Here is a 14,817-nt window from a genome sequence, read left to right on the forward strand (position 1 = left end):
TCACAGGAGTGAAGGTATGTTTGATTTACTGGCGACGACGCTGTCCGGCGACGCGGTGACTGAACCTGCAGGACAAACCGAAACGCTGGACTGGCAATGGCGCGGCGAAGGCATTCTTGAGCTTTCACCGCGTCAGCCCTGTCAGGCGGCGGTGGTGATTTCTGCCGGTATTCACGGTAATGAAACTGCGCCTGTTGAACTGCTTAATCAACTGGTCAGCGAACTGCTGTCAGGTGAAAGGTTGTTGCGGGTCCGGTTGCTGGTATTACTGGGCAATCCGCCGTCAATGCGTATCAATAAGCGGTTTACCGGCGCCGATATGAACCGTATGTTTGGCGGACGTCACGCGCGTTATACACCTGATAATGAAACCCGCCGGGCGCAGGAACTTGAACAGGTGATGGCATTGTTTTATCGCAGCGCCACCGCCGCAGGGACAACTGAGCGATTCCACTATGATTTGCACACGGCGATCCGTGGTTCAAAGCATGTGCGTTTCGGGTTATTGCCGTTACAGACGCGAGCGAAAAGCGCAGCGATGCTTGCGTGGCTCGACGCCGCCGGGCTGGATGCGCTGGTGCATCATCGTTCGCCCGGAGGGACATTCACGCACTTTAGCAGCGAGGTTTTTCAGGCCGACAGTTGCACGCTGGAACTGGGCAAAGCGCTGCCGTTTGGCAGTAACGACCACACGCAGTTCACCGGTATCCGCCGTGCGCTGGAAGCGCTGGTCAGCGGCCAACCGTTGCCCGCACGCGAAGCTGCCGCGCCGCTGGTGCATTACCGCGTGGTGCAGGATGTGATCCGCTCACAGGACGATTTTCAGCTGTTTATACCGGCTGATGCGTTGAATTTTACGGCGTTCAGGCAGGGTTTTGTGATCGCAAAAGAAAGCGGCAAAACTTACAAGGTGGAAGCAGAGGAAGAAGTCGTGCTGTTCCCGAACCCGAACGTTGCGCTGGGGTTAAGGGCAGGGCTGATGCTGGTGAAAATGTGATGAGTAAAAGCAATGTAGTTGCCATTAAAACCCCACCCCACCCCTTCGCAGGGTAGGGAGCCGCTCGAGTTTTTTTCCAGCTGCGAAGAAATGGAACAGGTTTTCTTGCTTGTCCCATGCTAAATCTCGGGTGGGTTTTCTTGCTCCTTCCCCTGCGAAGGGGGTATTCATAGCGGCACGAGAAGCTGAGGTGTGTGCAGGGAATGATGTTGCCTGCCAGCAAAACCGCCCCGGCATGCACCACCCCAAAAGAAAAAGGGTTCTGATTTTCATCAGAACCCTTTTTCTTTAATTTGGCGGTGAGAGAGGGGTTCGAACCCTCGATACGATTTCTCGTATACACACTTTCCAGGCGTGCTCCTTCAGCCACTCAGACACCTCACCGTGTTCGTTACAGCGCGAGCGTTGCAACGGGGCGCTACTATAGGGAGACAGCCGCGAAGGGTCAAGAAAATTTTCAGCGTTTTGTGTCAGGTGCTCAGAGTCTGTTCAGCGGAAATAATGCCGTGGTCGCCGGGTTTTTGAAGCGCCCGAAACAAAAAAGGCTCTGATTTTCATCAGAACCTTTTTTGTTTAATGTGGTGGAGAGAGAGGGGTTCGAACCCTCGATACGATTGCTCATATACACACTTTCCAGGCGTGCTCCTTCAGCCACTCAGACACCTCTCCAGTCGCCAGCTGCACCGCAGTGCTGCTGACCGGCGCTAATGTAGGGAAAAGTAGTCTCACCGTCAACTCTCTTTTACCGGTTCGATGCCATTTAAACAAACTTAGAACAATCTGATGATTTAAAGAACAAAAAATGCCTTAAGGATGTACAGCCGGGATCTGATGACGCACGGTGATTAAAATGACTTATCAAAATGCATAAATAAGTAGCGCTTCTGCATAGAAGCACAATTATCCCGCAAACACTTTTTGTTACCGCTAAATAGCAAGATATGTTGTGGTAATCATCTCCGGTAGCGGTATAACAATGCACTCTGAAAAAATGCTTCGCATAAAAACTGTACAGGTCACCATTTGAAGCAGCGTTTATTTATCACATAAAGACAGGGGGCATTCTTGAGTCAGCCAAATAACACGGTCGGATCGCAGCACCGGACCGCCATACCTGCCGGTGCGGGCACATTATTTTTTGTTCAGACGTTCGCAACGCTCGGCTTTGCTGTGCTGTATTCCACACTGGTACTTTATGCCACCAAAAAACTCGGCTTCAGTGAAGATAATGCCAACGCCATCATGGGCGTGTTCGGTGCCTTCAACTACGGGCTGCATATGTTCGGTGGCTACCTCGGCGGACGTTATCTTAGTAACCGCAATCTTTTCGTACTCGGCATGGTGTTGCAGGTCTTTGGCTGTGCGCTGATTGCGCTGGAAGGCGTGACCGGGTTGTACTGGGGATTAGCCATGTTCCTGACCGGCAGCGGACTGAATGTGACCTGCCTGAACATGATGCTGACCCAGCGGTTTGCGCCGGACGATGACCGCCGTGAATCGGCCTTCCTGTGGAATTATGCCGGGATGAACCTCGGCTTCTTTATTGGTTTTGCGGTCGCCGGTTATTTCCAGCTCAGCGAAAATTACCGCGCACTGTTTTTGTTCGCCACGTTAGGTAATGTCGCGGCAGTTGTGGTGACACTCTCCCGCTGGTCGATTCTGGCCGACATCAGCACGCCGCTGAAAGAAGCCAGCCGCAGCCAGTTGTTGCGCCGGATGGCGATCGGTATAGCCATTCTGATTGTGCTGGTTCCGGTTATCCGCATGTTGCTGACGCACGCAGAATTCAGCAGTTATTTTGTGGTCGCACTGGGTATGGTGATTTTCGCGCTGATGACGCTGGTGACATTCCGCCATCGTGATGCCGGTGAACGCCGCCGCATGAAGGCATATCTGCTGCTGGCACTCGGTTCGCTGGTTTTCTGGACCTTGTATCAGCTGGCTCCGATGGGGCTGATGCTGTTCTCTGAAAATAATATTAACCTCAATGTGTACGGTATCCGCGTGGCACCGCAGTGGATCCAGAACATTAATACTGTGGTTATCGTGATCGGCGGTCCGCTGATGGCACTGTGGTTCAACCGCCTGCGTCAGCGCGGCTGGAACATTGATATTCCTGCGCAATTCTCTGCCTCATTATTTTGCATGGGACTTGGGATGCTGGTGTTACCGCTGGGGATCCATCTGGCGGGCGGCGACGGTCTGGTGGCGTTTAAATGGATTGCGATCAGCTATCTGCTGCAAAGTATCGGTGAGTTACTGATTTCCCCGATCGGTTACGCAATGATTGGCAAACTGGCTCCGCCGCGTTATCAGGGCGTCATGATGGGTTGCTGGATGATGGTGACCGGTGTGGCGTCGGTGCTGGCGAGTTACATTTCCGGGCTGATGCCGCAAAACGCAGGCAGTACACCGGTACTGACCAATCCGGGCTACAGCCAGGTGTTTAACGTGCTGGGTTGGGGGTCTGTTATCACAGGTGTGGTACTGCTGGTACTTATCCCGCTGCTGCGCCGGATGATCCACCGCGAGCCGGCGGGCGCCTGATTTATTCGCAGTATCCGACAGTCGCTTCACAAGCCCCGAATTCCGGGGCTTGTTCTTTTTTACGTCACAGGGTTGCATCACGATGATATTCAGGGAAATCTATCTGCTCACAGGAGGCTTCCCCGATGAACATTATTTTTTACCACCCTACATCTGATGCAAAACCCTGGATTGACGGCATAACAAAAAGATTACCGCAGGCCAGTATCCGCGTGTGGAATGCTGATGATCATGACCCGGCGGATTACGCGCTGGTCTGGCGGCCGCCGAGCGCTATGCTTGCGTCCCGCACTATGCTGAAAGGCATTTTCGCACTGGGGGCTGGCGTTGACGCTATCCTAACGCAGGAACAGCGCCATCCGGGCACACTGCCAGCCGGTGTGCCATTGCTGCGCCTTGAAGATACCGGCATGTCTTTGCAGATGCAGGAATATGCGCTGGCGACGGTATTACGTTATTTTCGCCGGATGGATGAATATCAGTTGTTCCAGCAACAAAAGCAGTGGCACCCGCTTGCCCCGCATTCACGCAGTGAATTCACCATTGGTGTTCTCGGTGCCGGCGTGCTCGGCAGCAGCGTGGCGAAGGCACTCGTGGACATGCAGTTTACGGTACGCAGCTGGAGCCGCAGCGCCAAGTCACTGGAAGGTGTGGCGAGTTTCTATGGGGACGATCAACTGGCGGGGTTTGCCCGCGGCTGCAAAGTGCTGATCAATCTGTTGCCCAATACCCCGCATACCGCCGGTGTTCTCAATCATCAACTGTTCACAAATCTTTCGCATAATGCGTACCTGATTAACCTTGGCCGTGGCGGACATCTGGTGGAAGGTGATGTGTTACGCGCCCTCGACAGCGGCCAGATTGCGGCTGCCACGCTGGATGTCTTCATCGAAGAGCCGTTACCGGCCATGCACCCGTTCTGGTCGCATCCGCGTGTCAGCATTACGCCACACGTCGGTGCTGACACCTTGCCGGAGCAGGCGATGGACAGCATCGTGAGTAATATTCTGGCGATAGAAGCGGGGCGCGAGCCGACAGGCCGCGTCGATCCCGGTCGGGGTTACTGATATTCATCTGCTAACATGATAAATGCTGCGGTTATTTTTGCCGCAGCGGAAGATTTTCAAGGAGAGCACATGCCGTACCCGGTTGACTTACACATGCACACGGTTGCCAGCACACACGCCTACAGTACATTGCATGATTACATCGATGAAGCAGTACAAAAGGGCATCAGGCTGTTTGCCATCACCGATCATGGCCCTGATATGGCTGATGCGCCGCACTACTGGCATTTTATGAATATGCGGGTGTGGCCGCGTCTGGTGAATGGCATCGGCATTCTGCGCGGTATTGAATCGAACATTAAGAATATTCATGGCGATATCGATTGCACCGGCCCGATGCTCAAAGAAATTGACGTGATTATCGCCGGTTTCCATGAGCCGGTGATGCAGCCTGTCGATAAAGAAACCCATACCGCGGCGGTGATTGCGGCAATGGCGGGAGGTGAAGTGCATATTATTTCGCATCCGGGCAACCCGAAATACCCGATTGATATTCCGGCGGTGGCAGCCGCTGCCGCAAAATATAATGTGGCCCTGGAGCTGAATAATTCGTCGTTCATCCATTCGCGTGTGGGCAGTGAACCCAATTGTCGCGCCATTGCGCTGGCCGTAAAAGAAGCCGGTGGCTGGCTGGCGCTGGGGTCGGATTCGCATATCGCCTATTCGCTCGGTGGCTTTGAACATTGTGAACGTATTCTGCGCGAAATTGATTTTCCGCAAGACCGTATTCTTAACGTCAGCCCGCGTCGTTTCCTCGATTTTCTTGAGGCCCGTGGCCGTGCGCCCATTGCTGAATTAAGCGAACTGTGACATTGTCGCGGCCAACGTGCGGGTGATAAACCCTTTTCATTGTCTGATCAGGTTACTGTTATGAATGAATTTTCGATTGTCTGCCGCGTGCTGGGCACCTTATTTTATCGCCAGCCGCAGGATCCGTTACTGGTTCCGCTGTTTGGTCTGATTCAGGATGGGAAGCTGCGTGAACACTGGCCGCTGGAACAGGATGCGTTGCTGATCCGCTTACAGGAAAGTGCCAGTCCGGAAGCACTGGCCGCTGAATTTAACCGTCTGTTTGTCGGTTCAGAATGCGCAGTTTCGCCATTCCGCAGTGATTACGTTGAGGGCGCAAATGAAATGGATGTGCGCACATTCCTGCAACAGCGCGGAATGCCTTTAGGTGAAACACCTGCCGATCATTTTGGTGGCATGTTACTGGCCGCGTCCTGGCTGGAAGATCAGTCGCAGGAGGATGAAGTGGGTGCGCAAATCGCGCTGTTCGATGAATTGCTTTTCCCGTGGTGCGGTAAATTCCTCGGTAAAGTGGAAGCGCATGCGACCAGCGGTTTTTATCGTACCTTGTCTGAAATCAGCCGCGAAGCCTTGCAGGTCATGCGTGATGAATTGCAGGAACAGTTGCCACCCGATCTGGATGACGCTGAAGAAGACGATCAGTAACCCCTGGCGAAGAACATAAAAAACCCGGCGGTGGGTCATCACGCCGGGTTTTTCATGGTGGCTCTTTAGCTGAAATTAATCAGTGAAGGGGATGACGAGTTGCCCCGGTTTCACTTCTATCCCTTTCGCCAGTTTCTTCGCCATCGCCTCGCCTTTACTGTGATCGCCATTAAGCACATAAGCCGGACGCTGGTTGAAATAGGTGTTCAGTGAATTGTTCAGGTATGGCATCAGACCTTTCATCACGTTATCCATTTTTTCAGGCTTGATGGTGTAATCCGTCACCTGCATATCCCGCAGGAAAATAGCGCCTTTTTCGCGGTCATAAGAAGGATTCGCTTTCAGGGTCAGGTGCATATCGGCTTTTTGCGGCCCGAACAGTGAGGAGATATCGACATGTGCATCCCCGGTCAGCGTCACGACGCCGGGTTCAGCGCGGCCGATCTGGCTGCTGAGATTGGTCAGCACCAGTTTGGCATCCACCAGGCCAGGAACACCCAACTGTTTTTCAAATTTGTTGTTTTTTTGCAGGTAATCATTCACCTGCTGCTCACTGATGGTGTACTGCGTCAGCTGATTACAGCCTGCCAGCAGGCTGGCGCAAATCAGTGCGGCGGCTCCTATAAATCGCTTTGTCATTCTTCCCTCATTACGTAAAAACTATTTTCTCAGCATGACCGCAATGCGGTATCGCGCCAATCAGACAACGCTGATTAGCCTAAGTGCTGAACGAGGGGAAGAAAAGGAAAAATAGCCGGAAGCGCACTTCCGGCTGCAAAGGCTTAACTTGCTAAGCGTGTTAATAAGTTAACCTGGGTCTGCTTGGCCATATTATCGCGATAGGCCTGAACCCGCGAAGGCCAGTCAATACCCTGAACGATCGACAGTGAACGCAGTAACGGCCACAGATTAATATCATCCTCGGAAAGCTCACCGTTCACGGCGTTAGGCTCAACGATCAGTTTGTCGAGTGCGCGCAGATCCTGACTGATTTTTTTCACCAGCCCCTCAGAATGCTGCAGATGCTCCTCAAAACTGCCGCTGGCGGCCTGCTTTTTATCGGAGAAATATTTACGTGCTGCCGGCGTGGAGAATTCTTCCAGCGGCGCGGCGGCAAAGCGTGGCAGTAGCAGACGTCCGGTATAGTCGGACACCTGCCGCAGCCAGGCGGCAATTGACGCATTCAGCGGCCCGGTCAGCAGGGGTTTACCGTCACTTTTGTCGATGTAGTGCACGATGTCCATACTCTCAGGCATGAAGCCGCCATCCTCTTTTTGCAGGATGGGCACCATTTTTTTACCGACCATTGATACGGGTGTTTTTTCATCATCATTGAGCAGCACCTTGATCTCAACGGGGATGTTCTTCAAACCGAAAATCATGCGGGCTTTCACGCAGAAAGGGCAATGTTCGTAAATGTAAAGTCTCATAGTACTTAGCTCCTGTTATCGCCGGCGGTGACCTGTAGGGTGCATGAAAACTGCCGGATGTAGGTTCAGATTCTTCCCGATTTCCCGATATAGTAAAGCCAGTATGGTTACAGATGTCAGTGAGATCAAACCGCGCTGGCGAAAGCGCGGTGTGAATGACAGGGATCAGTTGCCGCTGAGCATGGCGGGTTCGATGCGGCGCAGGTTGAACTGCCAGTACAAACCGGTGAGGGTGATAAAGCCGACAACACCGAGTAATAACCACGGTAATTCGGGCAATTCGAGCGCACGGCCGGTGTCGTACATCCAGCCGCCACCGGTATAACCGATGACGCCGCCGAGAGCCAGCCCGAGACGGCTGAAGCCCATGTAGCTGCCACGCGCGCGGGCATCGGCCAGAGAGGCACCGAGGGTTTCACGGGCCGGTTCAGCAATGATGGAGCCGATGTAGAAAAAGCCAATCAGCAACAATAGCGGGTTGATTGAGGTGACCAGCCCGACCGGCAGCAGGCTCAGTGCCATGATCAGCAGACCGAACATCAGGCGCTGCTCAAGACGGAAACGTTTTTCACTCCAGCGGGCAATCGGATATAACAGCGTCAGCGACAGCACGGCTTCGATGGCGTACATCCATTTCACCGCTGACGGACTGCCTGCGACATCATTGACCGCAATCGGCAGCATCAGCATCACCTGAACAGTCAGCATGTAATAACCGGTGAGCGTGAGGACGTAGGCCAGAAAACGGCGGTCACGCAATACGCGCATCATGCCTTCGCGCATCGGCGTACGCAGGGTGGAAATGCGGTAAGCCGGTAACAGCCAGGCGTTGCAGGCAGCGGCCAGACAGAAGATTGCGGCTCCGGTCCAGCAAACGTAATGGAAATCATATTGCAGCAGCCAGCTGCCGATCAGGGCGCCAATAACGGCGCCTGCGCTGTCCTGCATCATCATCAGAGAAAAGAAACGGCTGCGTTCATGCGGACGGGTCAGTTTGATCACCAGCGCGGTGCGCGGCGGATCAAATAACGTGCCGCCAAGGCCGGAGAGAATACACGAACAAACCAGGATCCACGGTTGATCGGCCATCGCCATCGCGGCAAATCCTGCAGCACGCAATAACATGCCGCTGATAATCATGGGTTTCGCCCCGAACCGGTCAGCAATCGCCCCGCCAAAAATGCCTAATCCCTGTTGCGTAAGCTGACGAACGCCGAGCGCCAGACCAACGGCCATTGCTGCCCAGCCAAGCTGATCGACAAATCGGATCGAGATCAACGGAAAAACCACGAAAAAGCCTAAAATCACCAGCGCGTTGTCTAATAACAGAAAATACTTACCCAAGCTCCGAGCTTGTGATACCAGAGACATGCTTCACCATGAGCGATTATATGTATCCTGTCCGGCAGATACAGAAAGGAGAAAAGACCGTTCCAGTCTGAACCGGAAACAGGCATTTAGATAGGGCGCTATTGATAATATTTTTTTATCGTCAAGCCGCGTTCTGACTGGCAGAATTAGCGATGATCTGTCGTTTCCTATAAATTCTATTTATCGACCCATGCGGAATGTGGAGGGAAGGGATGTTTGGCTACAAATCTGCCGTGCCAAAGGTACGGCTTACCACTGACCGGATGGTCCTGCGCCTGGTTCATGATCGTGATGCACACCGGCTGGCTGAATACTACGCTGAGAACCGCGCGTTTCTGAAACCGTGGGAACCGGTCAGGGATGAAAGCCATTGTTATCCCTCAGGCTGGCAGGCGCGTCTGGGGCTGATTACCGAGATGCAAAAACAGGGCAGTGCATATTATTTTATTTTGCTCGACCCTGATGAAAATCGCGTTATGGGAGTGGCGAACTTCAGCAACGTGCTGCGCGGTTCTTTCCATGCCTGTTTCCTCGGGTATTCTCTTGGACAGGAATGGCAAGGCAAAGGCCTGATGCAGGAAGCGTTGCAGTCCCTGATCCGCTATATGCAACGCCAGCAAAAAATGCACCGCATCATGGCCAATTACATGCCGCACAATAAACGCAGTGGTCAGCTGCTCGAACGTCTCGGTTTTGAACGCGAAGGTTATGCCAAAGACTATCTGCTGATTGACGGCAAATGGCAGGATCACGTGCTGACAGCATTAACCTGGCACGAATGGACACCCCCGTCCCGATAAGGAGAGCACGATGAAACACGAACTCAGCGCCCGCGAGGCCCGTGTCGTGGGCTGTTTGCTGGAAAAACAACTCACTACGCCAGAACAGTATCCGATGACACTTAACGGCCTGACGACGGCCTGCAATCAGAAAACCAACCGCGAGCCGGTAATGGAACTGAGTGAAAGTGACGTTCAGCAAACGCTGGATTTACTGCTGCGTAAACACATCATCCGTACCCTGAGCGGCTCACGTACCATGAAGTATGAGCACCGCTTTTGTAATTCCGAATTCGGTAATCTTAAATTTTCTCCGCAGGAAGTGGCGGTTGTCACCACGCTGTTATTGCGTGGCGCGCAGACACCGGGCGAGCTGCGAACCCGCACTAACCGTCTGCATGATTTCTCAGACGTCGCTGAAGTTGAGCAAACGCTGACTGAACTGACAAACCGTGAAGACGGCCCGTTCTGCGTGCGTCTGGCGCGTGAACCGGGTAAGCGTGAAAGCCGTTATATGCATCTGTTCAGCGGAGAAGTCAGCAACGTGGCCAGCAGCGCCGAAGAACCGCCGTTCAGCGCTGCGCCGGAAAGCGCTGATCTCGCCGCGCGCGTGGAAACGCTGGAAGCCGACGTTGCGGAGCTGAAACAGCGTCTGGAAAATTTGTTGCAGCATCTGGCCGATTAATGAAAAGGAGCGTGCGGTGAGTAAATTACGTATCGGAGTGATCGGGCTGGGCGGTATCGCGCAAAAAGCATATCTGCCGGTGCTCAGTCATGCCCAAAACTGGACGCTGGTGGGCGGTTTTTCGCCCAATCAGCAAAAAGCACAGGCCGTTTGCGACAGTTACCGCATGGCGAATTTTTCGCGCATGGATGAACTGGCGGGGCAGTGTGATGCCGTTTTTGTGCACAGCAGTACCGCCAGCCACTTTGAGGTGGTCAGTCAACTGCTGGCGCAGGGTGTGCATGTGTACGTGGATAAACCGCTGGCCGCTGAACTTAAGCAGGCCGAGCAGTTGGTTGAACAGGCTGACAAAGTGGGCAAAACGCTGATGGTCGGCTTCAACCGCCGCTTTGCGCCGCTGTACCGCCAGTTAAAACAACAGATGCAAAATCCGGCGTCCGTGCGCATGGACAAACACCGGACCGACAGCGTCGGGCCAAATGACCTGCGTTTCACCTTGCTGGACGATTATCTGCACGTGGTGGATACCGCGCTGTGGCTGGCCGGGGGCAATGCCAGCCTGGAAAGCGGTCTGATTCAGATTAACGAAGCCAATCAGATGTTGTACGGCGAACATCATTTCCTCTGTGGCGAGACGCTGGTGACGACATCAATGCACCGCCGGGCAGGGACTTTCCGTGAGAGCGTGCAGGCAGTGGCTGACGGCGCAGTCTATCAGCTGGATAATATGCAAATCTGGCGGGAAGAACAGCAGGATACTCTCACACAACTGCCGGTACCGGGCTGGCAAAGTACGCTGGCGCAGCGCGGATTTGTCGGTGCTATTGAACACTTCGTGTCCTGCGTGAGTAACCAGACGACGCCGGAAACCAGCGGCGAGCAGGCAATTTATGCGCAGGCAATGATCGGCAAAATTCTGGATTCTTAACCTGAATTCTTAACAGGAAAACCGCGCGGGATGGCACGGTTAACACTCTATAACAACATAAAACAACTGCCGGTGGCTATTGTATGGCGGATGCGTAGACTAAGCGCATCTTTGAGCCATGCGGGTTCCTCTTTCACGTTGCTGATGCAGCCGTGATGGTTTAACTATTTGATATACATGTAAACCGGTAAACAAGAAAGCGACATGAATCTACTTAAATCTTTGGCAGCCGTCAGTTCTATGACGATGTTTTCACGTGTATTAGGTTTTGCCCGCGATGCCATTGTGGCTCGTGTATTTGGCGCCGGAATGGTCACCGACGCCTTTTTTGTGGCGTTTAAACTCCCGAATTTATTGCGCCGTATTTTTGCAGAAGGTGCATTCTCACAGGCCTTTGTGCCGATTCTGGCTGAGTACAAAACTCAGCAGGGCGAAGAGGCCACCCGCACCTTTATTGCATATGTCTCGGGATTACTGACGCTGGTTCTGGCGATTGTCACCGTCTTGGGCATGATCGCAGCCCCTTGGGTAATTTATATTACTGCCCCGGGCTTTGTGGATTCTCCTGACAAATTTGCCCTCACCAGTTCGCTGCTGCGGATCACCTTCCCGTATATCCTGCTGATTTCCCTGGCATCCCTGGTCGGGGCGATACTGAACACCTGGAACCGATTTTCGATCCCGGCTTTTGCGCCGACCTTCCTGAACGTCAGCATGATCGGTTTTGCATTGTTTGCTGCGCCGTATTTCCACCCGCCGGTGCTGGCACTGGCCTGGGCTGTGGTGGCCGGGGGAGTGCTGCAACTGGGTTATCAGCTTCCGCATTTGAAGAAAATCGGCATGCTGGTATTGCCTCGTCTGAATCTGAAAGATGCCGGTGTGTGGCGTGTGATGCGTCAGATGGGGCCTGCTATCTTAGGTGTCTCTGTCAGCCAGATTTCACTGATTATCAATACCATCTTCGCATCGTTTCTGGTCTCCGGTTCTGTGTCATGGATGTATTACGCTGACCGTCTGATGGAGTTTCCTTCCGGTGTACTGGGCGTGGCGCTCGGCACTATTCTGCTGCCTTCACTGGCGCGAAGTTTCTCCAGCGGTAATCATGGTGAATATAATCGCCTGATGGACTGGGGCTTGCGTCTGTGTTTCCTGCTGGCGCTGCCAAGTTCTGTCGCGCTGGGTATTCTGGCTAAACCGCTTACGGTGGCATTATTCCAGTATGGCAAATTCAGCGCATTTGATGCTTCGATGACGCAACGTGCGCTGGTGGCCTATTCCGTCGGACTGATGGGACTGATCGTGGTGAAAGTGCTGGCACCGGGCTTTTATTCGCGTCAGGACATCAAAACACCGGTGAAAATTGCCATCATTACGTTACTGATGACGCAGGTCATGAACCTGGCCTTTATCGGGCCACTCAAACACGCGGGGCTTTCCCTGTCGATCGGGCTGGCCGCCTGTCTGAATGCCTCCCTGCTTTACTGGCAACTGCGTAAGCAGGATATCTTTCAGCCGCAGCCTGGCTGGAGAGTGTTCCTGATCAAGCTGATCGTGGCAGTGGTTGCGATGTCAGCCGCATTGCTCGGCATGATGTGGCTGATGCCTGCATGGGATGTGGGCGGAATGGCGTATCGTCTGGCACGTCTGGCGGCAGTGGTCGCTGTCGGGGTGGTGGCATACTTTGCGGTGCTTGGCCTGCTGGGCTTTAGGGTGAAAGAGTTTGCCCGCAAGCTGGACTGATTAACGCAGATTTCAGAAACACAAAAGGGCGCCTGAGCGCCCTTTTTTAATATCCACAGCCGTGAGTTACATCCGTTCTACGGTTTCGATACCCAGCGTATCCAGACCGGTTTTCAGTGTGCGTTGTGTCAGCAGCGCCAGTTTCAGACGGCTGTTGCGACTGGTTTCATCTTCTGCATTCAGGATCGGGCAATGTTCGTAGAAGCTGGAGAACAGGCCTGCCACATCGTACAGATAGGCACACATGGTGTGCGGTGTGCCTTCACGGGCAACAACCGTCAGCACTTCTTCGAACTGCAACAAACGGGTTGCCAGCGCCGCTTCGCGTTCTTCGCTTAGCACAACCGGCCGGGTCAGGCTGTTTACGTCAATATCGGCACGTTTAAAGACAGACGCCACACGGGTATAAGCATATTGCATGTAAGGTGCCGTGTTGCCTTCAAACGCCAGCATGTTATCCCAGTCGAAGATGTAATCAGTGGTACGGCTTTTTGACAGGTCAGCATATTTGATGGCGCCGATACCGACGGCATTCACCAGTTTTTCCAGTTCAGCGGTGTCTTTCATTTCCGGATTCTTTTCCGTGATCAGCTTACGTGCGCGATCAATGGCTTCATCCAGCAAATCGGACAGCTTCACCGTGCCGCCTGAACGGGTTTTGAACGGCTTACCGTCTTTACCCAGCATCATGCCGAACATGTGGTGTTCGAGTGCCACGGAATCCGGCACATAACCCGCTTTACGGGCGATGGTCCACGCCTGCATCAGGTGCTGATGTTGACGGGAGTCGATGTAATACAACACGCGATCAGCACCGAGAGTTTCGTAGCGGTATTTCGCGCAGGCGATATCGGTAGTGGTGTAGAGGTAGCCGCCATCTTTTTTACGGATGATGACGCCCATCGGATCGCCTTCTTTATTTTTATATTCATCCAGATAAACAACAACAGCCCCTTCGCTGTCGACGGCCAGACCTTTGGCCTGCAGGTCAGAAACGATGCCCGGCAGCATGCTGTTGTACAGGCTTTCACCCATCACATCGTCTTCGGTCAGGGTGACGTTCAGGCGATTGTAGGTGAGCTGGTTTTGCTTCATGGTTACGTCAACCAGTTTGCGCCACATCTGCAAACAGTATTCATCGCCGCCTTGCAGCTTCACTACATAGCCACGTGCGCGCTCAGCGAAGGCTGGGTCTTCATCGTAATTTTTCTTGGCCGCGCGGTAAAATTCTTCCAGATCTGCCAGATTCATATCACCGGCATTTTCGTTTTGCACTTTTTCCAGGTAGGCAATCAGCATGCCGAACTGTGTGCCCCAGTCGCCAACGTGGTTAGCGCGGATCACTTTATGGCCAAGGAATTCATTGGTGCGTACGGCAGCGTCACCGATAATGGTGGAGCGGATATGGCCAACGTGCATTTCTTTCGCTACGTTTGGCGCGGAATAGTCGATAACGATAGTTTGGGGTTCTACCGGTGCGATGCCCAGTTTTTCATCGCTCAGCGCGTGGTCTACCTGCGCGGCAACAAAAGCAGGATCCAGGAAGATATTGATAAAACCCGGTCCGGCAATTTCAACTTTGTTGGCAATCCCGCTCAGATCTAACAGTTCAACGACTTTCTCTGCCAGTTGTCGCGGTGGCATGCCGAGTTTTTTTGCCACGGACATAACACCATTAGCCTGATAGTCGCCAAACTGAGCTTTAGCGGACTGACGGACTTGCGCTTCGCTGTCGGCTGAGGCGCCTGCAGCGATCAGCGCCTGGCTGACTTTATCTGAAAGAAGTGACTGAATATTCACCGAAGTACCTTTATTTAG

The 14,817-nt window shown here is 53.4% G+C and carries 13 protein-coding genes and 2 tRNA genes; 9 read left to right on the plus strand and 6 right to left on the minus strand.

The window, feature by feature from the left end; all coding sequences use genetic code 11:
- Nucleotides 1-16: 16 nt before the first annotated feature.
- Nucleotides 17-997 (plus strand): succinylglutamate desuccinylase, encoded by a 981-nt coding sequence (gene astE, locus ETV65_RS09525; protein ID WP_129952628.1) that lies wholly within the window; start codon nucleotides 17-19, stop codon nucleotides 995-997.
- A 294-nt stretch (nucleotides 998-1,291) separates the two neighbouring features.
- Here astE and ETV65_RS09530 read toward each other — a convergent pair.
- A tRNA-Ser gene (locus ETV65_RS09530) sits at nucleotides 1,292-1,381 on the minus strand.
- 195 nt (nucleotides 1,382-1,576) lie between these two features.
- Nucleotides 1,577-1,666: transfer RNA gene (locus tag ETV65_RS09535), tRNA-Ser, on the minus strand.
- Between the two features lie 396 nt (nucleotides 1,667-2,062).
- Here ETV65_RS09535 and ETV65_RS09540 point away from each other — a divergent pair.
- The 4 genes from ETV65_RS09540 to ETV65_RS09555 all read left to right on the plus strand — a co-directional run bounded on the left by ETV65_RS09540 (nucleotide 2,063) and on the right by ETV65_RS09555 (nucleotide 6,066).
- Nucleotides 2,063-3,544 carry an oligopeptide:H+ symporter gene (locus ETV65_RS09540; RefSeq protein ID WP_129952629.1) on the plus strand — a complete coding sequence of 494 codons (1,482 nt, stop codon included), beginning with the start codon at nucleotides 2,063-2,065 and terminating at the stop codon, nucleotides 3,542-3,544.
- A 125-nt stretch (nucleotides 3,545-3,669) separates the two neighbouring features.
- The gene (gene ghrA, locus ETV65_RS09545; protein WP_129952630.1) at nucleotides 3,670-4,611 is read left to right on the plus strand and encodes a glyoxylate/hydroxypyruvate reductase GhrA; all 942 of its coding nucleotides are present in this window, start codon (nucleotides 3,670-3,672) and stop codon (nucleotides 4,609-4,611) included.
- 69 nt (nucleotides 4,612-4,680) lie between these two features.
- Nucleotides 4,681-5,421 (plus strand): phosphatase, encoded by a 741-nt coding sequence (locus ETV65_RS09550; protein ID WP_129952631.1) that lies wholly within the window; start codon nucleotides 4,681-4,683, stop codon nucleotides 5,419-5,421.
- A 60-nt stretch (nucleotides 5,422-5,481) separates the two neighbouring features.
- On the plus strand, nucleotides 5,482-6,066 hold the full coding sequence (locus ETV65_RS09555) for a molecular chaperone (RefSeq protein ID WP_129952632.1): 585 nt from the start codon (nucleotides 5,482-5,484) through the stop codon (nucleotides 6,064-6,066).
- 75 nt (nucleotides 6,067-6,141) lie between these two features.
- Here the strand turns inward: ETV65_RS09555 and ETV65_RS09560 are convergent, their stop codons facing one another.
- From ETV65_RS09560 to mdtH, 3 genes are all read right to left on the minus strand, one after another.
- The gene (locus tag ETV65_RS09560; protein WP_129952633.1) at nucleotides 6,142-6,705 is read right to left on the minus strand and encodes a lipoprotein; all 564 of its coding nucleotides are present in this window, start codon (nucleotides 6,703-6,705) and stop codon (nucleotides 6,142-6,144) included.
- Between the two features lie 143 nt (nucleotides 6,706-6,848).
- On the minus strand, nucleotides 6,849-7,496 hold the full coding sequence (gene grxB / locus ETV65_RS09565; RefSeq protein ID WP_129952634.1) for a glutaredoxin 2: 648 nt from the start codon (nucleotides 7,494-7,496) through the stop codon (nucleotides 6,849-6,851).
- Between the two features lie 165 nt (nucleotides 7,497-7,661).
- Nucleotides 7,662-8,867, minus strand: a complete 1,206-nt coding sequence (gene mdtH / locus ETV65_RS09570; protein WP_129952635.1) for a multidrug efflux MFS transporter MdtH — start codon at nucleotides 8,865-8,867, stop codon at nucleotides 7,662-7,664.
- A gap of 212 nt (nucleotides 8,868-9,079) precedes the next feature.
- On the opposite strand from mdtH, the gene rimJ reads away from it, so the two are divergent.
- The 4 genes from rimJ (at nucleotide 9,080) to murJ (ending at nucleotide 12,999) form a co-directional block, all read left to right on the plus strand.
- Nucleotides 9,080-9,667, plus strand: coding sequence for a ribosomal protein S5-alanine N-acetyltransferase (gene rimJ / locus ETV65_RS09575; RefSeq protein WP_129952636.1), 588 nt, complete (start codon nucleotides 9,080-9,082; stop codon nucleotides 9,665-9,667).
- Nucleotides 9,668-9,677: 10 nt separating this feature from the next.
- Nucleotides 9,678-10,331, plus strand: a complete 654-nt coding sequence (locus ETV65_RS09580; protein WP_129952637.1) for a YceH family protein — start codon at nucleotides 9,678-9,680, stop codon at nucleotides 10,329-10,331.
- 16 nt (nucleotides 10,332-10,347) lie between these two features.
- On the plus strand, nucleotides 10,348-11,259 hold the full coding sequence (locus ETV65_RS09585; RefSeq protein ID WP_129952638.1) for a Gfo/Idh/MocA family oxidoreductase: 912 nt from the start codon (nucleotides 10,348-10,350) through the stop codon (nucleotides 11,257-11,259).
- A 204-nt stretch (nucleotides 11,260-11,463) separates the two neighbouring features.
- On the plus strand, nucleotides 11,464-12,999 hold the full coding sequence (murJ, locus tag ETV65_RS09590) for a murein biosynthesis integral membrane protein MurJ (RefSeq protein ID WP_129952639.1): 1,536 nt from the start codon (nucleotides 11,464-11,466) through the stop codon (nucleotides 12,997-12,999).
- A 66-nt stretch (nucleotides 13,000-13,065) separates the two neighbouring features.
- Here the strand turns inward: murJ and argS are convergent, their stop codons facing one another.
- Nucleotides 13,066-14,799, minus strand: coding sequence for an arginine--tRNA ligase (gene argS, locus ETV65_RS09595; RefSeq protein WP_129952640.1), 1,734 nt, complete (start codon nucleotides 14,797-14,799; stop codon nucleotides 13,066-13,068).
- Nucleotides 14,800-14,817 lie beyond the last annotated feature (18 nt).

Source organism: Rahnella sp. RFA10(1/100) (assembly GCF_004195115.1).
Classification (GTDB): Bacteria; Pseudomonadota; Gammaproteobacteria; order Enterobacterales; family Enterobacteriaceae; genus Rahnella; species Rahnella perminowiae.

Bases quoted from the DNA above. Each gene is read 5' to 3' on its own strand.
- ETV65_RS09560 (WP_129952633.1), bottom strand. From the start codon at position 6,705: ATGACAAAGCGATTTATAGGAGCCGCCGCACTGATTTGCGCCAGCCTG.
- ETV65_RS09550 (WP_129952631.1), top strand. From the start codon at position 4,681: ATGCCGTACCCGGTTGACTTACACATGCACACGGTTGCCAGCACACAC.
- astE (WP_129952628.1), top strand. From the start codon at position 17: ATGTTTGATTTACTGGCGACGACGCTGTCCGGCGACGCGGTGACTGAA.
- ETV65_RS09580 (WP_129952637.1), top strand. From the start codon at position 9,678: ATGAAACACGAACTCAGCGCCCGCGAGGCCCGTGTCGTGGGCTGTTTG.
- ETV65_RS09555 (WP_129952632.1), top strand. From the start codon at position 5,482: ATGAATGAATTTTCGATTGTCTGCCGCGTGCTGGGCACCTTATTTTAT.
- ghrA (WP_129952630.1), top strand. From the start codon at position 3,670: ATGAACATTATTTTTTACCACCCTACATCTGATGCAAAACCCTGGATT.
- grxB (WP_129952634.1), bottom strand. From the start codon at position 7,496: ATGAGACTTTACATTTACGAACATTGCCCTTTCTGCGTGAAAGCCCGC.
- mdtH (WP_129952635.1), bottom strand. From the start codon at position 8,867: ATGTCTCTGGTATCACAAGCTCGGAGCTTGGGTAAGTATTTTCTGTTA.
- rimJ (WP_129952636.1), top strand. From the start codon at position 9,080: ATGTTTGGCTACAAATCTGCCGTGCCAAAGGTACGGCTTACCACTGAC.
- murJ (WP_129952639.1), top strand. From the start codon at position 11,464: ATGAATCTACTTAAATCTTTGGCAGCCGTCAGTTCTATGACGATGTTT.